The sequence below is a fragment of the Vibrio sp. VGrn 2 genome (genome assembly GCF_009361695.1).
In the GTDB taxonomy this organism is placed as follows: Bacteria; Pseudomonadota; Gammaproteobacteria; order Enterobacterales; family Vibrionaceae; genus Vibrio; species Vibrio diabolicus.
On sequence record NZ_RBWD01000012.1, the window covers coordinates 155,030 to 172,899 of the forward strand.

The 17,870-nt window shown below is 43.8% G+C and carries 29 protein-coding genes; 16 read left to right on the plus strand and 13 right to left on the minus strand.

Annotated elements, in window-relative coordinates; genetic code table 11:
* Positions 1 to 187 precede the first annotated feature (187 nt).
* From D8S93_RS18645 to yciH, 4 genes are all read left to right on the plus strand, one after another.
* Positions 188 to 757: an SPOR domain-containing protein gene (locus tag D8S93_RS18645; protein WP_005390018.1), complete on the plus strand. Its 570-nt coding sequence runs from the start codon at positions 188 to 190 to the stop codon at positions 755 to 757.
* A gap of 149 nt (positions 758 to 906) precedes the next feature.
* Positions 907 to 1,896: a D-alanine--D-alanine ligase gene (locus D8S93_RS18650; protein ID WP_124007891.1), complete on the plus strand. Its 990-nt coding sequence runs from the start codon at positions 907 to 909 to the stop codon at positions 1,894 to 1,896.
* A 128-nt stretch (positions 1,897 to 2,024) separates the two neighbouring features.
* Positions 2,025 to 2,411, plus strand: coding sequence for a DUF3319 domain-containing protein (locus D8S93_RS18655; protein ID WP_005395460.1), 387 nt, complete (start codon positions 2,025 to 2,027; stop codon positions 2,409 to 2,411).
* 1 nt (position 2,412) lies between these two features.
* Complete coding sequence (gene yciH, locus D8S93_RS18660) at positions 2,413 to 2,724, plus strand: stress response translation initiation inhibitor YciH (RefSeq protein ID WP_012842285.1); 312 nt, start codon at positions 2,413 to 2,415, stop codon at positions 2,722 to 2,724.
* Between the two features lie 229 nt (positions 2,725 to 2,953).
* On the opposite strand, the gene D8S93_RS18665 is transcribed toward yciH, so the two are convergent.
* Positions 2,954 to 3,322, minus strand: a complete 369-nt coding sequence (locus D8S93_RS18665) for a DUF3693 domain-containing protein (protein WP_045346885.1) — start codon at positions 3,320 to 3,322, stop codon at positions 2,954 to 2,956.
* Between the two features lie 183 nt (positions 3,323 to 3,505).
* On the opposite strand from D8S93_RS18665, the gene D8S93_RS18670 reads away from it, so the two are divergent.
* The 10 genes from D8S93_RS18670 to D8S93_RS18715 all read left to right on the plus strand — a co-directional run bounded on the left by D8S93_RS18670 (position 3,506) and on the right by D8S93_RS18715 (position 9,517).
* A complete protein-coding gene (locus D8S93_RS18670) occupies positions 3,506 to 3,811 on the plus strand; it encodes a hypothetical protein (RefSeq protein WP_063518144.1) in 306 nt (101 codons plus the stop codon).
* Positions 3,811 to 4,083: a hypothetical protein gene (locus D8S93_RS18675; protein WP_152814701.1), complete on the plus strand. Its 273-nt coding sequence runs from the start codon at positions 3,811 to 3,813 to the stop codon at positions 4,081 to 4,083. Before D8S93_RS18670 ends, D8S93_RS18675 begins: the two co-directional genes overlap by 1 nt.
* Positions 4,083 to 4,283, plus strand: a complete 201-nt coding sequence (locus tag D8S93_RS18680) for a hypothetical protein (protein ID WP_043048356.1) — start codon at positions 4,083 to 4,085, stop codon at positions 4,281 to 4,283. Before D8S93_RS18675 ends, D8S93_RS18680 begins: the two co-directional genes overlap by 1 nt.
* Positions 4,273 to 5,373 carry a replication initiation factor domain-containing protein gene (locus D8S93_RS18685; protein WP_152814703.1) on the plus strand — a complete coding sequence of 367 codons (1,101 nt, stop codon included), beginning with the start codon at positions 4,273 to 4,275 and terminating at the stop codon, positions 5,371 to 5,373. The genes D8S93_RS18680 and D8S93_RS18685 overlap by 11 nt, the downstream gene beginning before the upstream one ends.
* Entirely contained in the window at positions 5,345 to 5,680 is a 336-nt protein-coding gene (locus D8S93_RS18690; protein ID WP_043852786.1) for a DUF1293 domain-containing protein, read from the plus strand. The genes D8S93_RS18685 and D8S93_RS18690 overlap by 29 nt, the downstream gene beginning before the upstream one ends.
* 2 nt (positions 5,681 to 5,682) lie before the next feature.
* On the plus strand, positions 5,683 to 5,928 hold the full coding sequence (locus D8S93_RS18695) for a hypothetical protein (RefSeq protein WP_005376279.1): 246 nt from the start codon (positions 5,683 to 5,685) through the stop codon (positions 5,926 to 5,928).
* A 28-nt stretch (positions 5,929 to 5,956) separates the two neighbouring features.
* The gene (locus D8S93_RS18700) at positions 5,957 to 6,148 is read left to right on the plus strand and encodes a hypothetical protein (protein ID WP_152814704.1); all 192 of its coding nucleotides are present in this window, start codon (positions 5,957 to 5,959) and stop codon (positions 6,146 to 6,148) included.
* A gap of 134 nt (positions 6,149 to 6,282) precedes the next feature.
* On the plus strand, positions 6,283 to 7,755 hold the full coding sequence (locus D8S93_RS18705; RefSeq protein WP_152814706.1) for a chemotaxis protein: 1,473 nt from the start codon (positions 6,283 to 6,285) through the stop codon (positions 7,753 to 7,755).
* A complete protein-coding gene (locus D8S93_RS18710) occupies positions 7,755 to 8,087 on the plus strand; it encodes a DUF2523 family protein (RefSeq protein WP_005376274.1) in 333 nt (110 codons plus the stop codon). Before D8S93_RS18705 ends, D8S93_RS18710 begins: the two co-directional genes overlap by 1 nt.
* 5 nt (positions 8,088 to 8,092) lie before the next feature.
* A complete protein-coding gene (locus D8S93_RS18715) occupies positions 8,093 to 9,517 on the plus strand; it encodes a zonular occludens toxin domain-containing protein (protein ID WP_152814708.1) in 1,425 nt (474 codons plus the stop codon).
* A gap of 633 nt (positions 9,518 to 10,150) precedes the next feature.
* Here D8S93_RS18715 and D8S93_RS18720 read toward each other — a convergent pair.
* Positions 10,151 to 10,603: a hypothetical protein gene (locus D8S93_RS18720; RefSeq protein WP_086494970.1), complete on the minus strand. Its 453-nt coding sequence runs from the start codon at positions 10,601 to 10,603 to the stop codon at positions 10,151 to 10,153.
* A 255-nt stretch (positions 10,604 to 10,858) separates the two neighbouring features.
* Here D8S93_RS18720 and D8S93_RS25050 point away from each other — a divergent pair, with 255 nt between their 5' ends.
* Positions 10,859 to 11,230, plus strand: a complete 372-nt coding sequence (locus tag D8S93_RS25050; RefSeq protein WP_227484008.1) for a hypothetical protein — start codon at positions 10,859 to 10,861, stop codon at positions 11,228 to 11,230.
* Between the two features lie 21 nt (positions 11,231 to 11,251).
* Here the strand turns inward: D8S93_RS25050 and D8S93_RS18730 are convergent, their stop codons facing one another.
* Positions 11,252 to 11,605: a regulator gene (locus D8S93_RS18730; protein WP_413743279.1), complete on the minus strand. Its 354-nt coding sequence runs from the start codon at positions 11,603 to 11,605 to the stop codon at positions 11,252 to 11,254.
* Positions 11,606 to 11,948: 343 nt separating this feature from the next.
* Between D8S93_RS18730 and D8S93_RS18735 the strand changes: the two genes are divergently transcribed.
* Positions 11,949 to 12,371: a phage protein gene (locus tag D8S93_RS18735; RefSeq protein ID WP_152814712.1), complete on the plus strand. Its 423-nt coding sequence runs from the start codon at positions 11,949 to 11,951 to the stop codon at positions 12,369 to 12,371.
* Positions 12,372 to 12,448: 77 nt separating this feature from the next.
* Here the strand turns inward: D8S93_RS18735 and D8S93_RS18740 are convergent, their stop codons facing one another.
* From D8S93_RS18740 to D8S93_RS18790, 10 genes are all read right to left on the minus strand, one after another.
* Complete coding sequence (locus D8S93_RS18740; RefSeq protein WP_152814714.1) at positions 12,449 to 13,015, minus strand: hypothetical protein; 567 nt, start codon at positions 13,013 to 13,015, stop codon at positions 12,449 to 12,451.
* The gene (locus D8S93_RS18745) at positions 13,012 to 13,356 is read right to left on the minus strand and encodes a hypothetical protein (protein ID WP_152814716.1); all 345 of its coding nucleotides are present in this window, start codon (positions 13,354 to 13,356) and stop codon (positions 13,012 to 13,014) included. Before D8S93_RS18745 ends, D8S93_RS18740 begins: the two co-directional genes overlap by 4 nt.
* A gap of 206 nt (positions 13,357 to 13,562) precedes the next feature.
* On the minus strand, positions 13,563 to 14,084 hold the full coding sequence (locus D8S93_RS18750; RefSeq protein WP_152814718.1) for a hypothetical protein: 522 nt from the start codon (positions 14,082 to 14,084) through the stop codon (positions 13,563 to 13,565).
* 67 nt (positions 14,085 to 14,151) lie between these two features.
* Positions 14,152 to 14,331, minus strand: coding sequence for a hypothetical protein (locus tag D8S93_RS18755; RefSeq protein ID WP_152814720.1), 180 nt, complete (start codon positions 14,329 to 14,331; stop codon positions 14,152 to 14,154).
* Positions 14,312 to 14,539 carry a hypothetical protein gene (locus D8S93_RS18760; protein ID WP_152814722.1) on the minus strand — a complete coding sequence of 76 codons (228 nt, stop codon included), beginning with the start codon at positions 14,537 to 14,539 and terminating at the stop codon, positions 14,312 to 14,314. The genes D8S93_RS18755 and D8S93_RS18760 overlap by 20 nt, the downstream gene beginning before the upstream one ends.
* Before the next feature lie 13 nt (positions 14,540 to 14,552).
* Positions 14,553 to 15,023, minus strand: a complete 471-nt coding sequence (locus D8S93_RS18765) for a hypothetical protein (RefSeq protein ID WP_029865452.1) — start codon at positions 15,021 to 15,023, stop codon at positions 14,553 to 14,555.
* Positions 15,024 to 15,025: 2 nt separating this feature from the next.
* A complete protein-coding gene (locus D8S93_RS18770; protein ID WP_152814724.1) occupies positions 15,026 to 16,150 on the minus strand; it encodes a TasA family protein in 1,125 nt (374 codons plus the stop codon).
* 3 nt (positions 16,151 to 16,153) lie between these two features.
* Positions 16,154 to 16,894 (minus strand): hypothetical protein, encoded by a 741-nt coding sequence (locus tag D8S93_RS18775; RefSeq protein WP_152814727.1) that lies wholly within the window; start codon positions 16,892 to 16,894, stop codon positions 16,154 to 16,156.
* The gene (locus D8S93_RS24860; protein ID WP_005457437.1) at positions 16,891 to 17,406 is read right to left on the minus strand and encodes a hypothetical protein; all 516 of its coding nucleotides are present in this window, start codon (positions 17,404 to 17,406) and stop codon (positions 16,891 to 16,893) included. Before D8S93_RS24860 ends, D8S93_RS18775 begins: the two co-directional genes overlap by 4 nt.
* The gene (locus tag D8S93_RS18790) at positions 17,407 to 17,793 is read right to left on the minus strand and encodes a hypothetical protein (RefSeq protein WP_029823319.1); all 387 of its coding nucleotides are present in this window, start codon (positions 17,791 to 17,793) and stop codon (positions 17,407 to 17,409) included.
* Positions 17,794 to 17,870: the final 77 nt, after the last annotated feature.

The following is a 17,870-nucleotide window of genomic DNA, read 5'->3' on the forward strand; positions in this document are numbered from 1 at the left end:
AATCATAAACGAATAATTTATTGATAAAACGTCTTCAGACCAGACATTGCATAAAATGTGGGCGATGCTTATGGAGTTTGTGTTATTCATCACATCAAAATCAAAGATTATTGTATTTGATGCTTGATAAACGGCTCTGCTATCGGCATGATTTATCGTAATATTTATCCAGAGCATTTGTTACTTCATGAAAAAAATCGCAATCATCGGCTTGTCAGTCCTGCTTTCTGCTTGTGCATCTGAAACTTACATCACAGACGTAACTTCTGAAAGTTATCGAGAGGACTACAAATCAGATCGTATCTCTAAGCCAATTATGGCGTCTGAAAACGCTGTAGTAGAAAAAGACGTACAACCAACTGTTGTGAAAATGACGGCAAAGCCTGAAGAGAAAAAAGTAGTCAAGCTAACGCCAAAAGAGCAGGCGAAGCCAGTTAAGATCGTACCACCTAGTAAAAAGCAAGCAGGTATTCAACGATTCGGCTATACCATTCAAGTCGCGGCTGTGGGTAGCCAAGCGAAAGTCGATCAGTTTGCAAATAAGCTGCCACAGAACGGTCAGCCAATTTGGGAAAACTACAAAGTCGTCAACGGTACTAAGTGGTTCTCAGTTTTATACGGAGACTACGCAACAAGCGCGGAAGCCAAGCAAGCGATTTCGACTTTGCCTGCTCAATTTCAGCAGTTAAGACCATTTGTTAAAAGCATTGACGCCATTAAAAACTCAGCTTATCCAACGCTTAACAAATTAAACTAACACATCAAATAAGGGAGCGAATAGCTCCCTTATTTATTTGTTCAAATCCTACTCGAACAAAATTCCTCACACTAAAATTACTGTACGTCACACTTCAAAGGTTTATCATAATAAATAGTATCTTTTGTAGGTCACGGAAAGATTGATTCATGATTAAAAATATTCTTCTACTATGCGGCGGCGGCTCTTCTGAGCACGAGATTTCATTATTGTCTGCAAACTTTGTCGAACAACAATTAAATCTTATTGAAGACGTTCACGTTACACGCGTAGAAATTAAAAACGAAGGTTGGATGACCAACCAAGGTGAGTTGGTTTACTTGGATCTCAATACCAAGCAGTTGTGCTCAAGTGAATCTAATCAAACCATCGATTTCATTGTGCCTTGTATACATGGTTTTCCAGGCGAGACAGGTGATATTCAATCTCTGTTTGAAATCGCAGGCATTCCTTACCTGGGTTGCGGGCCAGAAGCAAGTAGCAATAGCTTCAATAAAATCACATCTAAGCTTTGGTACGACGCTATCGGCATTCCCAATACGCCATACTTATTCTTAACGCGCAACGATGAAGAAGCTCATACTCAAGCTCATAAAGCATTTGAAAAATGGGGAAAAGTCTTTGTCAAAGCCGCTCGTCAAGGGTCATCTGTTGGATGTTACAGCGTCATAGAAAAAGATAAACTTTCCAATGCAGTAAATGATGCGTTTGGGTTTTCTGACCAAGTGTTGGTTGAAAAATCAGTAAAACCACGAGAGCTTGAAGTTGCTGCATATGAGATGAATGGCCAGCTGCACATAACGAAGCCAGGCGAGGTTATTGCACCTGACGGTGCTTTTTACTCGTACGATGAAAAGTACAGCAGTTCAAGTCACTCGCTCACCGAAGTTGAAGCGAAGAATCTGACCCAAGCGCAATTAGATGCAATTCAGCACGCATCTGAGAGGGTATTTAAGCAAATGAATCTTCGCCATTTGTCTCGTATCGACTTTTTCTTAACGGAAGATGATGAGATTTACTTAAACGAAGTAAACACATTCCCAGGTATGACTCCTATCTCGATGTTCCCTAAAATGCTTCAAAATAACGGGCACAAATTCCATGAGTTCTTGGAAGATTGTATAAACAGTGCAAAGTGATTAACGTTATCGAGGCGCGTTTTATGATAGAAATTGTTTTCTAGAGCAAGGTTTATTCAAGCCGTATTTGAATATTGCTCAGTAGCAATTATGATTATATCAACGTATTAAACAGATGACTCAGTGGTATGGCGATTTCAAACTATAGAGGTTTTAACCTGCAGTCAGGCGGACCAGATGGCAGTATTTGGAAGGTTAAAATCAAGAACCACGTCTTACAAGGTAGTTTGACGGCGGTAAAGAAAAGCATTGATTGGTGGTGCGATACCGCATCAATTATTGATCCCAAAGAGTTTGCTGCGCTTGGACAAAGAGCGCAGCAAGTTGGTGGTGCAAAATCAGAAGTCTTTAACGGTTATACTATTCAAAATGATACAGGTCAGCCCAACTCTTGGTACTGTATGTTTAATGGTAAACTGATTAAGGGTAGTAAAACTGCTATTCAACGTCATATCGAAGCTTATTTAGTTGCAAAGCAAAAAGCGATGCAAGCACAACAACAAAAGAAACAATAGAATGACTCTGGTATATTCAACAGAAACCGGTCGAATTAAGCCGGAAGAAGAAAAAACATCTCGCCCCAAAGGCGACGGTATTGTACGAATTCAGCGCCAAACGAAAGGCCGTAAGGGTAAAGGTGTATGCATCGTGACAGGTTTAGACTTGGATGATGCACCTTTAAAATTATTAGCTGCAGAGCTCAAAAAAGTCTGCGGCTGTGGTGGCTCGGTAAAAGATGGCAATATCGAAATTCAAGGTGATGCTAGAGACAAGATCAAAGCGCATCTTGAAAAGAAAGGCATGACAGTCAAATTAGCCGGTGGCTAATTTACATTAAGGAAAACTCAGAATGGCGTCTAAAAATAGACGCCATTTTTTATTTTGGTAAGTAATACGCTAATTGAAGAACAAGCAATCGCAGATTGATAGATCGATATTAGCTATTTTATGGTAAATAGCCATTATGTTTAATACTCACATTAAAGTCTTTAACTTTCAAATTAACAGGGGAATAGGAGCGCTCATTGGCAACATTTGGCGTACGAGCACATTCAATTTAACATAATATACATAATGCGCACTTAGCTATAGCTACTTTAAGGTCGCCAAGCCACAACGCAAACATGCCACAAACCATTGAAATACTTGATAATCCTAGCCCGTTAAACTTTTTTGCAATGTTTTCCCACATTCCTTTTATGTGTGGATTTTCGTTGCGATCAGCGTGACATCCCAACAAAGCTATCTCTGGGTCAATTCCTGAATTCTCCGCTAGAAAAACTGCTTCTGAATCAGATATATAGCGTCTTCCTTTTCGCATTTCGCTGATTCTGGACGCGTTTACATTCAAATCATGTGCGATTTGCTTGTCTTGTACGTAGTTTTTCGCCTTTTTGTAGGCATCTAACAGCTCACTTTGATACATGGGACTACCTCCGTTTTCTTGATTTTAGCTTAGTAGTTACGGAAATTCGCATCTAGCAATTACGAAAAACCGTAATTACACTTACGACAAATCGTAATTAAGACCGCCTTGGCTTGGGGCGTTTGCCCTTGACGCTTACGTCTTGGCTTCGGCGGTCGCTCTCAACTAGTCAAGGTGGTTGTTATGGTCGTATTGGAAACTGAAGTTCAAAACGTCAACGTTAAAACGTTAACGCTTCGTCATTTCGCTGTGTCTCACGTTCCTGCTTTCAAGCTTTGCTACATCACTACAACAGACATCTTTGAAGAAGTCGTTGTTCCTTTTAATCATTTTGGCTACTGCATTAGCACATTCGAAAACAACCAAGAGTCCTTTGGTTATCTCTCGGTTGGTGATTACGAGTTTCGCTTTGAATCTGACGAACATGAAGTTCTATGTCGCTTCCTAGGAACGACACCTTCGAACGCTACTGCATTGGAGGCTAAATAATGTTTGATGATCTATTTGGAACTTCCGTTCTTGCTGCTCTTGGTGCTGCTTTTTTTCTTGTTGTTGTCTCTTTCGAGGGTTCTCAAGAAATTAACGACCATCAATATGGTGAGCTTGCTTCCTCTTTCGATTTCCCTTTGACCCATTCAATGCTTCAGTCGGCGCTTTCCGATGGAAAAGTCAGTGTTGATGAGTACAACGATATTGCGGATGCATACAACTCACTTACTGATAACAAAGAAATTCTGATTGAGCGCTTGGGAGCAAAATAATGGATTCCATTTATTTCGATGATGAACCCCAAATCGGAATCAATGTTTATTTTCCTTGGGGTCACCATTTCTTTAAAAACCAAGCTGAATTTAACCAGTTTTTGCACATCCATTACGGCAATGATGCTTATCAACTGGTTGAAATTACAGATGAAAATTACAACGAATTGCTGTTAAAGGGGGTCTTTCATGCAATTTAAAGATGAAACACGCCCAGTCAAAATTGACCACTTGGCATTTACGTTTAACTACGGTGATTTACGCCATCTTGATAAGTCGAATGACCAAGATTTCATTAATTTGCAGATGCCTGAGTTTCGTCAACCTACTTCTAGCACTCCAGATGCCATTGAAAGCGCAATGGAGCGTCATAAAGACAAGGTTCGTAAAGTGCTCTCGCATCGCTTTGATGAATTCATTTCAAAGATTTTCGGTTTCCGTTTATCGCCTATGCGTGGCCGTGGCTTGCATGGCTATCAAGATTCGATGGTGATTCTTGATAAGACGGGAACCGTTGAATGTGGTTTGGTTGGTATTGGTGGCAACAATGACACGGTATTCGTCCAAATCAACGGTACTGGCTGTACCAAGCTTTTTGATTACACCACGCATAAGAAAATACATTTCTGGTTAGCTACGGTTCTTGGTGTTACTCGCCTCGCCCGTCTTGACTTGGCTGTCGATGATTACACGGGAGTTTTTGACTGTGGCTATGCAGAAATATGTTTTTACAACGGTGCGTTTCGTACGGCTAAGCGTGGTCGTGGTCCCTCAATGGTTCCACATAAGCGCATTACTGAATCTGGTGAGCTAATGGAAGAAGCAACGATAGTGGGTTCACGTTCTTCAACCGTTTATTGGCGCATTTACAACAAAAAGTTGGAGCAAAAAATTACTGACCCTGAGGTCATTTGGTATCGAAATGAAGTTGAACTGAAAAAGTGCGACGTCGATATGCTCGCCTCTCCTGCTTCGGCTTTTGCTGGTCTTTGTGATTTTGCCGCCAGTATTGAACCGTCTGAACCCGTCAAGTTTTCCAAGAATAAAAAGGCTCAAGGTTTGGAGTTTTTCTCTCGTATCGCTTGGGCTCGTCGCCAATGCGGTAAAGCGTTATCTGAGGTCATTGCGATGACTGAGGGCGACTTAGGGGAAGCGTTTGGAATGCTTATTCCTGAAAAATACAGACGAACGAATTTTAACGAGCTAGGCGTACCGGACGCTTACGCTCATCTCAAATCCTTAACTTTGGAGAGTCAAGGCTATGCCAACAATTACAGCAGTAGTTATTAAGAAGTTCCCGAAATCGGGTATGGAGTTCGCGGAGCTTTCAGTTCTTCGTGCGGTTGAAGAAGTTGACGTTGAGAAGTTTCAACAGCGTGGTATCGGTTTAAACACTGATATTCCTTTTAACAAACAACCAATTCGCATCAATCTGGATTACGCAAACCAGTTAATCAACACCAGAGCGTTTGTTCCTAATCGCGAATATGAACTTCGCTTTGATGTGAATATTGATGACCCTCTTGATATTCAAGTTAAGGAGCTCATTCCGCTTGATGACGATATTAAAAAACACTTTCAAGCGAGCCTTAAATAATTATGACTCTCTCAGTCTGTGCGGAAATCCTCACTGATGGAACGATTAAAGCTTTCCCCTACGAGCCGTTAGCCAATTGCACGTTCGTAGTGGTGAGCAATGACGACTATCAGTTGATGGCGACTCGCGCAAACTTGGAGTTTGATATTGATGCAGCATTTTACGCTGAGATAACGGGTTATTTGCTGCTCTCTTTTGTGTCCGGTCACGTGCTCGGACGAATCGTTAAAGGGCTTGGTAAAGCCTAATCCTGTAAAACCTTTTGGAGATATTCCTATGAAAAAACTATCTGTTCTTTTGGCTACTGCGGTAGCGTCTGGCTCTACTTTCGCTGCTGACCACTCTGAAGTTATCGGTACGGCTGTTAATGAAGGTCAAGCAAACTACACGCTAGTTGTGGTTGGTCTGATTGGTCTAGCGGCTATCGGTTTTGGTCTTCGTATGATGATTGGCGCGATGCGTTCGTAATCACTATGCAAGAGACGTTAACCGCCATACTCACCCTACTTTTCGCTCTCTCGATGTTCGGTGGATTCGTTGGGGGTTTTAAGTCTGGTATTAACGCCTCCTAGTGGGGCGTTATTTTTTTATAAGGAATACAAATGAGTATTAAACAAAGCATTGCTTTGCTCTTTCTTTTCTTTGGTGTTTCCTTTAGTGCTTATGCTTCGCTTTATACGGTTTATGATAGTGGTTTAAAGGCGTGTTTTAAGGTCGGTTCGACTTATAACAGTACTGCTGTTAGGAACTGTAGTGCTACCACTTCAGATGGTTATTCTGTAAAAAACTGTTCTATTTCTTCTTATAAGTTCTATTGCGATTATTACAAGTACGGTCAGTTTGATGGTCGGTCTTGGGTGGCAAGTGCTAATATCGTTCAGTCATGTCCCAATGATGAGGTATTGAATCCTGATACGGGTCAGTGTGAGGAGCCGCCACCTCCACCGTTCTGTAGTCGCCCTGACACTATAGAAAAGATGAATCAGTTCAAAGATTCGTGTTTTGATAAGGGGAATGGTTGGTCTCCTGAGGTTTCCTGTAGTGATGCAACCGAATCCTTAGATATGACTTGTAATCCTCCTCCTCCTGAGTCTTGTGAGCCTGGCTCCCCTTCATTTCCTGCTTGTTTGGATGATGATAGTAAATGTGACGAGACTCATCCTGATTGGAATCCAGAATACGGTATGTGCTGTACGCCAGATAATAATTGGTGTGACGTTCCTCCACCTGAGTCCTGTACCATCTTTTCCCCAAACTGGCCGGAATGTTCGGGTGATACTGATATAGACCCTCCGACGGGTGGCGATTTAGGCGACCCTGATAAACCATCTGGCGGTGGCGGTGGTGGTTCTACTGACCCTGATAAACCTGAGCCGGATGTTGATAATACTAGTGACACTCTAGCGGCTATTAAGGCGATGAATAAGGATGTTAACTCTCAGCTAACTGGTATCAATAACGACATGAATAAAAACCAAGCTGAAACCAAATCCGCTCTGGATGCTCTCAAGGCGTCGGTTGATTTAAATACCGATACGGTTGTCGATAATGCAAACCATGTGGCTAACGCTATCAAAGGACAATCAGATATGTTGTCTGATATTGGTAATCAAACCAATGGCTTGCTTACTTCTGCAAACAACCTTTTAAACAACGGCTTTGGTCAGCTATCCAATGACCTTGGCGACTTGGAATCAACTAACCAAAAGGGCTTTGGTGATGTGGTCGATGCTATTGAGGGGTTAGGTAAACCTATGGTTGATGGTGGCGGTGGTGGTGCTGTTGTTCCCCTTTATTCAGCTACCCAATTACACAACTTAAACGCTGAAATTACTGTCCTTAAAAATGAGTATAAGGATTTGCTAAACCAGTACCGCGCTTACTTCAACTTTACGTCTGATGTTAACGGCGGTGATTACAACGCTCATAACATCGAACTCACGGTTCGCGGAAATGTAGTCCGTCAACAGAATGCAGTTATGGCAGCGTTACAGGATAACGCAGGAATCATCGGGGCGGTGGTTTTGTTTGTATTTGGCTTGTTAGGGATAAGAGCAATCGGAGGGGCTTTCTAATGTATGAGTTTTTTCAATACATCACCAATATGGGTGAGACCATTCTTAACTATTTCAGTAATGCAGGTAGCTATTTTGATGCGGCTTTTGTGTGGCTCCAAGCATGGTGGATAAAAATGAAATTCATGGTGATGATTGAGTTTCTGCGTATCTCTTATTTGGTGGCGACAACATTATTAGATGAGATTGGTTTTAGCTCCCTATTCTCTGATTTGTTTAACTTACTCCCCTCTGAGCTTCGTTACTGGGGGATATTATTTAAAGTTCCTGATGGGATGGCTATTTATGCCAATTGTGCCACTACTGCACTTGTAATGAGAATGTCGAGGTAACAACAATGGCAATTAGTATTAGAACGGGTGGCAATGGCTCTTATAAATCCGCTTACACGGCATGGTTTGTTATTCTCCCTGCTCTCAAGGCTGGTCGTGTGGTTGTGACCAACTTTGAGGGTATGCAGCCCTTAGAAGAAATTGAAAACCGCTTGAATATTAAATTCCCTTCATCTGCTAAGTTGATTCGTATTTTCTCGCGCTCTGAAATTGGTATTGAACTCTGGCAGCATTTCTTCTGTTGGTGCCCTCTTAACGCGCTCATTGTCATTGATGAGTGTCAGGATATCTTTTCTAAAAACATCGGATTTGATGGTCGTAAAATAAAATATCGCCCTTTAGAAGAATTTCTCCCAAACCTACCTAAAGGCTATAAGGAGTTTTTCGATTCTCGCCACGTTCCTGTTGATTTGAGTACGTTGCAATCGTGCGAGATAGACGATTTAGGCGTGGCTGAATACGACGAAAATGGTCGCATAATCTACCCGTTAACTTATAACGAGGGCTTTATGCGTCATCGAAAATACAACTGGGATATTGAGTTGCTCTCTCCCGATTGGCAACAGATAGATAGCTCAATTAAGGCGTGTGCTGAGCAAGCTTTCTTTCACAAAAATAGGGATGGTTTTTTCTTTGCTAAGCGTAAACCGTGGATATACAAACACCCTACCAATGTGACTAAACCAGTCATTCCGCAAAAGAAAGACGCAAACCTATTCCCTCAAAAAATCCCATTAGAAGCGCATCTACTCTATAAGTCTACGGGTACGGGTGCGGCTACTAAATCAGGTGGCTTGAATACGCTGTTTCGCTCTCCGAAATTCTTTCTAGCCTTGTTCTTAATGATTGCTTGTCCGGTGTATTTTATTTATGGCGCTATGGATTTACTTACTGAAGATGAAAGTCAGGTTTCAACAGATGAACTTGAGACGAAAACTAACAGCCAAAATTTGGAATCTGTTCCGGCTGGACGGGCTTCGACGTCTGCTCAAGGGGATTCTGTTTTACCTAGCGGTGGGACTGCTAATTCGAGTAGTCAGCAAGGCGGCTCTCCTTTTGTTCCTGTAACGGATGTTCTCTATTTTGAGGGGCTTCAATCTGCTTATCTGTCTGGTTTCCATAAGAAGACGATCATTAAACAGAAAAACGGAATCAACCTGAGAACGGCTAACTTTGATGTGGTGATTAACGCTTATACCGACGACGGGCTTTATTCAATCAACAAGCGTTATCTCGATGCCGTGGATGTTCAATTTGAGCTATTGGACGAATGCTTAATGGTTCTCAAACAAGGTGAGCTTAAAAGCTTGATAACGTGCGAACCATCCACTAATGACCGTGGTGGTCGTGATGATTCCATTGAGACGGATGTCGCTAGTATTGGCTCTCTGCGAGGTCAAGCGATGAGTGAAAACTCTTTTTTGATGTGAGGTGAGGATGTATGAATCTTATAGACAAGTTGCAAGGGATAAGCGCTGGATTCTTCGTAGTGGCTATGACTTCTCTGATTGGTATTACTGGGTTCATCAGTTGGTCGACGGTGAATCTAAAGGGAGCTGAGTTGCTTTTTTGGGTTTCTGCTTCCTTGGAGTTCTTAGATTTGCTTTGGATATTTTCTTTGGGGATTTTTTTCGGTTGGTATTTGTCTCCACGAAAACAGCCCCGCAGGGATAAGGAGTTGCGGAGCGACGACGGGGCACCAAGCCGCCCACTTAACTAAAGATAGCCTCCCCACTTAATCGGCGCGGTTAGCAACCCAAACTCACTTGGGTTCTGCCGCCCTCCTTTCCTGCTAGACCATTCAAAACGCCCAGGGCACTCCCAAGTGTCGGCTCTATCTCGTCTCTCCCATAGTTCTCTAAATCAATCGAGTGTCGAGATTGATTTTCCTATTTGGCGGTTGCCCGACAATAAGTGACGACGACGAAGACTGAGGAGGAGGAGCGCAGCGGAGGGCAAACCCCCGTTCTGTATCACGGGGGTAAATTCCCCCGTAACTTAAGGCCTTGCACTGACCTAGACTACCTGCAAGCGTAGCGCGCCAGTGTTTGAGCGTTAGCGAGTTATAGCCCGCATTCTTTCCATAACTTTGTATAAACCTTCTTACTCCCGGCTAGGGAAAAAGTCACCCTACGTTTTCCATTAAAGAAGCTCACCTCGACTGATTTACCACTTACAATTTGCTGAAATAGTTCTTTTGGCGGGTTCCTTGAATAATACATGTCGTCATATTCTTTAGAGCCTCCTTTGATCGAGATACTATTTCCTCCATCTACTTTTAACTGTATGTTTGAAACTCCATGCCAAGAGTAAAAGCTAGGATGTTTCAACCCTATCATGGAGAAAGCTTTCTTATCTGTTCCAATGCCACAACCTATGTGAAATTGTGCTCTGTCACTTATCGTATATTCAGTTTTGAAATATGACCCACTTGCTGAACTCTGACCTGATGTGCCACTAAATCCTGCATAGCAAGGCGTAGATAAACTCACCGCTAGTAATAGTATTTTTTTCATTTATAAGCCCTTGACGCTTGTTATATGAAATTTATTGCCTTTTAAGTCCGGCTATACATCTAGCATATTTAACGAGTCTTGTAAGCGTTTCTGTGTCACTAGGTGATTGAATTTCAAGTAAAGCTATTCCAGTTAGGAGCTCTTGAGGTGTAACTAGTTGTCCTGTGGGTAGTAATACGGGGTGAAAGTCTTCACTCCTAATCTACTGATTTTCTCCTTTCTCGATTAAAAACGTGCTTACCAGGTAAACACATTTTGCTATCTAAAATTGAACCGGCATTCCAGGAAACATTGTTGAAATGCAATCATTATCACAATCTTCCCTGGGACATCGATTTTAAAAATGCTATCATTTCATTGTTAAATGTTCCTGGGGAAGAGGTATTAATGATGGCAATTACGATTAGAAACACTGATGAGCATAAGGAAATGCTTGATGCTCTTTCTGAGCTGACTGAGCAAACTACCATGTCAAAGGCATTGATTAAGGGTGGTTATATGGCGATCTCTTACAAGGAAAGGTATGAGTTAGAAAAGGAGCGTAGGTATGAGCTTGAGCATGAGTTAAGGGTGTTGAGATCTAAGACAAGTAATTTTGTCAATGCCCTAAATGCACTTAGTGAGTAAGACCCCTTTCAGGGTCTTTTTTTATTTCTTCATTCTGGCAATTGCTCTTGCATATCGTAGTAGCCTGCTCACGTTCTTCATGTCCGGTTCTGCGCCTATCTCTAGGAGCGCTATTCCGGTTAGTATTTCTTGTGGTGTTACGAGTTGCCCCGTCGGTAGTTCTAATGTTTCTTTGTGCATCTTGAAGTGCTCCCAAGCTTCGGAGGTGGCTAGTTCCCTCCCCTTGGTCATTCTCATCAGGCGTTTGCATTCGGGCGGTATGGGTTTTCCATCATCCCAATTTTTGACCGCCCTCACACTTTTAAAACATAGTTTTGCTGTCTCTTCTACACTTAAACCGCATTCAAATTCACGAAAAACGTAATTCTTGCTCATTTTTCGAAAGTTCGTCATATATACCCTGATAATCAAAAGGGTGTATATGTAATCTGTATGAAACTTTATTCAACATAACGTCGCATAATGCGCACTAAGGGGTAATTTGTTAACAAAGGCTAACTCTTTGATTAAGCGTTTCATAAGTGTCTGATAACCAAGCCGTAATTTTTTATTTTGTCGATTTCCATAACGCAAGTTACTTGTACTATTCGTGACGTTCGTTTTGTGCAATCAACGAAAAACCACTAAAAACCTGACCGCCACATAATGTTGCGTTCGGTAACGCCCAAAACAACAAGAAAAATATTTTTAGTCAGTTATTCAATATGCGAGCGTTGTCATGTTTCACGAATCATTCCGCACACTCTTTTGGCGTGAGTTTACCTCCATCAAGCAAGGCGCTGAATATTTTCATGTGTCTAAACCGACAATCACCCGTTGGCTCGATGGCACGGTTCCAATCAACCCGATGGCAGAAAAACTTCTACTCATCAAATCACTTGGCTATTTGCCTAATGACATCCGCTGGTCTGGTTTTAGAGTTTGTGAGCAACGTGCGGTGTTAATCACACCATCTGGTCGTGAGTTCAGCCCTAAAGAACTGGAAAGCTTTGTGTTTTGGCGTGACGAACATCGTCAGTTTGTGGAAATGTACGGACACTTTGAGTATCCCAAGGTTTATCCTGCCAAAGAAAACGTCTTGCCGTTTCGTGGCGGCCGTCGAATGAAGGCGGCAGAATGGATACCGAGTAAGAAAAGATAACTGTTTACTATTGAGCCTAAGTAAGCTCTAGATAATAAAAAAAACGACCAATATTTTTGGTCGCTTAGGGTCAATCTTTAAACTTTCGGAGTTTTTATTATCGTATAGTGTTTTTCGTCATCAAGCTTATCTATAGGCCTGCCGACATATATCTTTGGTTTCCCGAATCTCATTCGCTGCTTTCGTCGCTTTTCTATTTGCTGTTCTCGCATGGTCGTGAATTTGGTTGATTTGCCTCCAACGCTTGCAATGACTTCAGCGTGACCTGCCAACTCCGAGATTTTAACAAGAGATGCGCCTTCAAGTGCTTCAAGTGCCTCAAGTGCTTCCTCTAACATCTCATCTTTGTATTTTACAGTAGAGGTTCTTGTCTGTTTTGTTGTGGAAGCTGCTTTTTTCTTTTGCTTAGGTTCAGCGGTCTCAGCGCCAGTAGAGGCACCGCTTAAAGAGGCACCGCTTAACTCAGATTTCTGGGCTATGTAAGCATCCCAAATGGCCTCATCATAACTATCCAACAATCTGGATACATTGTCATGAATCTTAATTTGCTTTTTTTCTCTATCTCTGAAAGCATCAAAATAGACGAATGCAACCAAGGCAACCAAACCAATAAAAGGGATGATCAAGTGTAGATTATTCATCATGTACCCTCCCTTGAGTTATCATGATTAAACATATTATTCATATGTATTCTCGCTTCAATTCTAGCAGCCTCCGAACTTAGTTTTCTACCTTTTCGATAGTAAAGAATTGTCATTAAGGGCATCGTGACTAACCCAAACATCGCTAGAATTACAAAAACATCCTCATTTGTTTTTATTGCCTCTGTTAAATACAAACTGAACCAAGCAATAAAGCAAGCCACGAAAGTAGCTTGAAATCCGTTACATCTATTCACTTCGTACTGTAAGCTTGCACGCTCTACAAACATATCTTCGCTTTTTATTTGTGCAACTCTAATCTTATTTCGCGTTTCTTTGTTCATTACATTTTTTATAAACTGGCCTAAATACACAACTCTAACCTAAGCCAAATACTTGCACAACTGACATAGGTCACCAAAAAAGCCGAACCCCATCGCTAAGGGTTCGGCTTTTTTAGGCCTCTGCTTTGGTGGCATTCATTTGAAGCCTGTCGAGGTCAATCGACCAGCCAAAAGTATCGGCTCCCTACTCGCTGTGTAAATCGTTATTAGTTATCATTTGAAATCTGTCGCGGAGTTTCGTTTTCACTTTCATTTGTCTCATTGCTATTCATTGAATCAGTCGAATTCGAGTTGTTAAGTTTTTTCCACTCCCGAAACTCTAAACTTTTCGACTCAATCCCTCCGAAAAATGAAAGAAACACAAAAACAGCTCCAACAAACAACGACCACTTAGCAGCACCAGTGAACAACGGAAGCATGGCATCTACATTGCTCATGTGATACTTCGCCATCGAACACTGTGTGTAAGCTTCGGATTCGAGCTTACACTCATGCTTTGAGATATCATTGATATCGACTTGCTCAATTCTTTCTGTTTCAAACAGATTAAATTTACCTTCTTTTTCTACAGGTATGATTACTAAGCTAACCTGCATAAACGCCAGTGTAGAGAGCGTCAACATGAATACTCCAGCTTTTCTCCAACTGACATAATGCTCACGATGGTTAAGTAGCCACTCAATTCTCTCTGCAAGTCCGAACAATACTTTGATAAAAAATGCTTTCATAACTCCAAATCCACTAAGTTTTATAAAGGATAAATTACCATGAAAGCAATTGTTTATCATATGAGTATTATTGCACTCTTTTAGTTTCCATGACCAAGACCCGTTCGCGCATATCTTGAAGACCTGTTGTGAGTGCTTTGTTGATACTTATCTGGTATTTCAGATTCATACCCATCAAAGCAAACAGCACAAGCGATTCAGACGAAAAGCCCAGACCAGATAAGGCGTTAACTAGGGCGCTCTCCATCCAAGCCCCCTACTTTTTTGTTTGGTTTCCACTTGTCCGGCAACGCTTCATAAGCGCCAATCACGGCGGGAATCGCTAAGCCAACCGCACCGCCAAAATTGACGCCCGTGTCGGTCAATTCGACGCTGAATAAATGGCCGTAGCCCGTTGCCGCAGCGATAACAGAACCGAGAAGCGTTAAGCCTTTTATTGTTGAACGTTCAAACATGTTGTGTTTCTCCTTAAACCAGATTGACGCCTTTCAGCACCGTGTGTTTGCTGTAATGGCGACCCACTTCCATGATGCTCATGGCGTGGAGGACTTCGACCAACAGCGGCTTGTTGTTCACCAAATCAATGCGCTCATCCATACCGACGCCAACGCGACCCGCGACAAAGCGTGCATAGTTGGCCGTGTGGTTTTCGTTTGGTGGCGCAAAGCGGTGAATGATTTCGGTTAGTGTGTGCAGTTCGTGGCGTAGCTGGTAGTTACGCAGCAAAATCGCTCCGGCTCGAAAACCCCATTCGGGCGCTTTAAAGGTTTCAAAGGCTTTATCACGTGACGGCGTCACCTTACCTTTCCACGCATTAGAGGCAATGCGAATGTTAAGCGGGTTATGAATGCGAATCCCGCGAACGCTTGATGTGGTTGAGGTTGTCATAGTAAAGGCTCCAATCCCTAAGAGTATGATGACAAAGATAAATAGCGGCATAACTACACCGCTTGATAGTTGGCTGAGTTGAAGTAATTCAAGTGCACAGGCGATTCCGAGTAGTACGCCATGATGACAGTGGTTGCATCGGCAACCGCTCCGCGCACACTGACTTGGTCATAACGGGTTTTCACCACTTCGGCGGGCAAGTTCTGCACGGTGTAGTATCCTAGCGTGCCTTTTAAGCTCGCAAAGATAAGGTGCTTTTCCATGCCAAACGGCATCAGGAACTTACTCACGTTGAGATGAACGCCCGCTTCAACATCTGCTTTGCTGAATTCGCCAAACGACTCCGTTAATCGAAAACGGCGAGTGGCGGTATCGCTCGGCGTCAGGTCTGGAATGGTGTCCAGTTCATCAGGGTTTAAAAACACGCCCGCACTGACTGGGCTTGAAGTGAACTCGCCCAAACTGGTATCTGACTCCACAAAGTAAGCGTACAAACCGCCCGCTTGGAGTTTGATACCGTGCAACCATGCTTGTGAAAACTGGTTAAACCCTGCTTCGGCGGGAATCTGCGCTTGTGCCACATACCCGACGAAATCGCCGTTTGCATCAAGTTCAAGCAAACCAAAGCGCACGGCGGTGTTCTTTTCACCACGGAAAAACAAGCTATACGATTGATTTTCTGGCACCCACGCGGTGCCCTCATCGTTGAGTGCTCGTAGCTCTCGGTCAAAAGGCGCACTGAACACACTGAAATGCAACACGCGACTGTTTGAGCCTGTTGCCAGCAGATAGGACGCTTTGGCCGTGTAGTCGAATTTCTCAATATCACCGCCAAGACTTGAGTACGCCACGCTGTGATAATCGCTCACGCCATCAATCGGCACGACTTCCACGCCCCAACCTACGGGAGCCGGACGGCCAAAACTGCGCCCAAGGTGCATTTGGTTGGCGGCTTGGTCTTTGTAGGTGTAGGCATTGGTGAGCCAACGCAGTTGATGCGGTGAGCCCATCGCCAAATCAACACCGGAATGCGATAACTCAGGGTTTACCAATAGGTTTTGCGGTGCGTCGCTTGCGCTCTCTGTACTGGCGGCCTTAGCATCGTCGATGCAATCGGCCAAGTATTCAATTTTGTTGCGTGGGTCGCCGTTGGGTAGGTTTTCTCGTACTTGTCCCATGCGTTAAATCTCCATAGTCGTGACGGTGTCACCCGCCGTGCCTGTTAAGGTCATGTCGGCCGTGCTTTCAATGGTGATGCGTTCGCCCGCTTCCAGTTCAAACGCATCAATAAACACCGAGGCACTATTGGCTTTTGCGGCCTTAATCGTGATGGCTTTGCGTGTGGTGTTTTGTGCAATGTTGTGCGGGAACACGCTCACTGCTTCGGTGATGAGGTTTCCACTGACTTGCTCATCCACTTTGACCACTTGCGCGGCTTCGAGCGTGACCGCGGGCAATGCAGACACTTCCACCGATGGTAATGACGTCACCGCCAATTTCTGATTGGCTGCCAGTTCAACAGCAGGCAGCGCAGACACTGCCAGTTGTTGATTTGCTGCAATGTGTACGGCAGGCAATTGGCTCACCGCCAGTTGTTGATTGGGCGCGATTTCTACCGCGGGTTGCTGTTCAATCACCACGTTCGGCAGTGCTTGAACCACGACGCTTTGACCCTCGACGGGCGGCGTGAATGTCCCAAAACCAAACTGAATTTCAATCTGGTTATCGGTGCGACTTGAGATAAGCAAACGCCCAAGGTGCTTACCCTCGCCCACGTTAAACACAGACGACTTGCCAAGCGTGACGCGCTCGCCGGACGATTCACGATAGATTTCGATTTCAGCTTGCGCCGCTTTCAGATACAGCCAATTACCATCTGGCGTCAGCGGGATGGCTTGACCCGCTAATAGTTGCGTGTTCATCGTTTCTTCACCATTACGTAGCCAAGCACCAACACAAGCACGATTGCTAATACCACCATCATCTTGCTTGTTTCGACTTGCCCGCCGTCTTGTTTGAATTTCGCCAAGTCCATCATGGCTTGCAGATTCTTCGAGTTCTGCGCCGCTTGACTGCCCGCCAGTCCCGCCAACATATCGAGATTTTCGCTGTTGGTTGAGGCGTACGTTGCCAAGGAGTCGCCCGCAAAATCGGCCACTTCATCAATGGCGGTTTCGGCTATGTCGTGCGTGGTGTCCATCGCTTCAAGCGAAATGCGCTCATTGCTGTTGAGCATCTCCCCGCCAAACTCAAAGGCCTGTTCGCCAAGTTCCATGGCGGCGTTCACTGCGCCGTGGTCGGTCATGGTGGTGTTGATGGTCGAGTTGTTCACACCCGAAATCGCCACACCGAGGTTATCGCCACTAATGGCATTCTGACCGCTGACGTTAGTCGTGTTACTGGTATTACTCGATTTTGATTTAGAACTACCCATTTACTGCACTCCCAAATCCAAACGAATAAAGTCACCGTCTTGCTTGGCGGTGACGCCAATTGAACGCACCAAGCGGGCAACGCCATCAAAGGCCGTGTCGGCGGTCATGGATGACATGCCCGCCGCTTTCACCACTTTGCATAACTGGATAATTCCCGAACGCAGACCACGACCCGCAACGCCCCACAAAAAGTAGTTATCCCCGTCTCGCTCACCCGCAATGATGAGATCATTTTCATTGCTGATTAGGCGATACAGACTCACGCGGCCATCCTTGACCGCTTTGCACAGCTCGACATACGCATCAGGGCAAGCGCGAAACGCGGGCTTGAGTTCACCAAGCGCACGTTTCGATTGCGTCACGACTTCAATTACTTCTTTTTCCATAGCAACACCGCCGCAATCACAATCACTACAAGAATCATCAACGTGGTGGAATTGCCCCCGCCCATATTGATATTGCC

Coding starts and splice junctions, on each gene's coding strand:
- D8S93_RS18690 (WP_043852786.1), top strand. CDS start 5,345: ATGCCAACAATTACAGCAGTAGTTATTAAGAAGTTCCCGAAATCGGGT.
- D8S93_RS18735 (WP_152814712.1), top strand. CDS start 11,949: ATGTTTCACGAATCATTCCGCACACTCTTTTGGCGTGAGTTTACCTCC.
- D8S93_RS18770 (WP_152814724.1), bottom strand. CDS start 16,150: ATGGGACAAGTACGAGAAAACCTACCCAACGGCGACCCACGCAACAAA.
- D8S93_RS18705 (WP_152814706.1), top strand. CDS start 6,283: ATGAGTATTAAACAAAGCATTGCTTTGCTCTTTCTTTTCTTTGGTGTT.
- D8S93_RS18655 (WP_005395460.1), top strand. CDS start 2,025: ATGGCGATTTCAAACTATAGAGGTTTTAACCTGCAGTCAGGCGGACCA.
- D8S93_RS18775 (WP_152814727.1), bottom strand. CDS start 16,894: ATGAACACGCAACTATTAGCGGGTCAAGCCATCCCGCTGACGCCAGAT.
- D8S93_RS18790 (WP_029823319.1), bottom strand. CDS start 17,793: ATGGAAAAAGAAGTAATTGAAGTCGTGACGCAATCGAAACGTGCGCTT.
- D8S93_RS18695 (WP_005376279.1), top strand. CDS start 5,683: ATGACTCTCTCAGTCTGTGCGGAAATCCTCACTGATGGAACGATTAAA.
- D8S93_RS18700 (WP_152814704.1), top strand. CDS start 5,957: ATGAAAAAACTATCTGTTCTTTTGGCTACTGCGGTAGCGTCTGGCTCT.
- D8S93_RS18645 (WP_005390018.1), top strand. CDS start 188: ATGAAAAAAATCGCAATCATCGGCTTGTCAGTCCTGCTTTCTGCTTGT.
- D8S93_RS18750 (WP_152814718.1), bottom strand. CDS start 14,084: ATGAAAGCATTTTTTATCAAAGTATTGTTCGGACTTGCAGAGAGAATT.
- D8S93_RS18715 (WP_152814708.1), top strand. CDS start 8,093: ATGGCAATTAGTATTAGAACGGGTGGCAATGGCTCTTATAAATCCGCT.
- D8S93_RS18670 (WP_063518144.1), top strand. CDS start 3,506: ATGGTCGTATTGGAAACTGAAGTTCAAAACGTCAACGTTAAAACGTTA.
- D8S93_RS18765 (WP_029865452.1), bottom strand. CDS start 15,023: ATGCCGCTATTTATCTTTGTCATCATACTCTTAGGGATTGGAGCCTTT.
- D8S93_RS24860 (WP_005457437.1), bottom strand. CDS start 17,406: ATGGGTAGTTCTAAATCAAAATCGAGTAATACCAGTAACACGACTAAC.
- D8S93_RS18685 (WP_152814703.1), top strand. CDS start 4,273: ATGCAATTTAAAGATGAAACACGCCCAGTCAAAATTGACCACTTGGCA.
- D8S93_RS18730 (WP_413743279.1), bottom strand. CDS start 11,605: ATGAGCAAGAATTACGTTTTTCGTGAATTTGAATGCGGTTTAAGTGTA.
- D8S93_RS18680 (WP_043048356.1), top strand. CDS start 4,083: ATGGATTCCATTTATTTCGATGATGAACCCCAAATCGGAATCAATGTT.
- yciH (WP_012842285.1), top strand. CDS start 2,413: ATGACTCTGGTATATTCAACAGAAACCGGTCGAATTAAGCCGGAAGAA.
- D8S93_RS18675 (WP_152814701.1), top strand. CDS start 3,811: ATGTTTGATGATCTATTTGGAACTTCCGTTCTTGCTGCTCTTGGTGCT.
- D8S93_RS18710 (WP_005376274.1), top strand. CDS start 7,755: ATGTATGAGTTTTTTCAATACATCACCAATATGGGTGAGACCATTCTT.
- D8S93_RS18760 (WP_152814722.1), bottom strand. CDS start 14,539: ATGTTTGAACGTTCAACAATAAAAGGCTTAACGCTTCTCGGTTCTGTT.
- D8S93_RS18720 (WP_086494970.1), bottom strand. CDS start 10,603: ATGAAAAAAATACTATTACTAGCGGTGAGTTTATCTACGCCTTGCTAT.
- D8S93_RS18650 (WP_124007891.1), top strand. CDS start 907: ATGATTAAAAATATTCTTCTACTATGCGGCGGCGGCTCTTCTGAGCAC.
- D8S93_RS18740 (WP_152814714.1), bottom strand. CDS start 13,015: ATGATGAATAATCTACACTTGATCATCCCTTTTATTGGTTTGGTTGCC.
- D8S93_RS18745 (WP_152814716.1), bottom strand. CDS start 13,356: ATGAACAAAGAAACGCGAAATAAGATTAGAGTTGCACAAATAAAAAGC.
- D8S93_RS18755 (WP_152814720.1), bottom strand. CDS start 14,331: ATGGAGAGCGCCCTAGTTAACGCCTTATCTGGTCTGGGCTTTTCGTCT.
- D8S93_RS18665 (WP_045346885.1), bottom strand. CDS start 3,322: ATGTATCAAAGTGAGCTGTTAGATGCCTACAAAAAGGCGAAAAACTAC.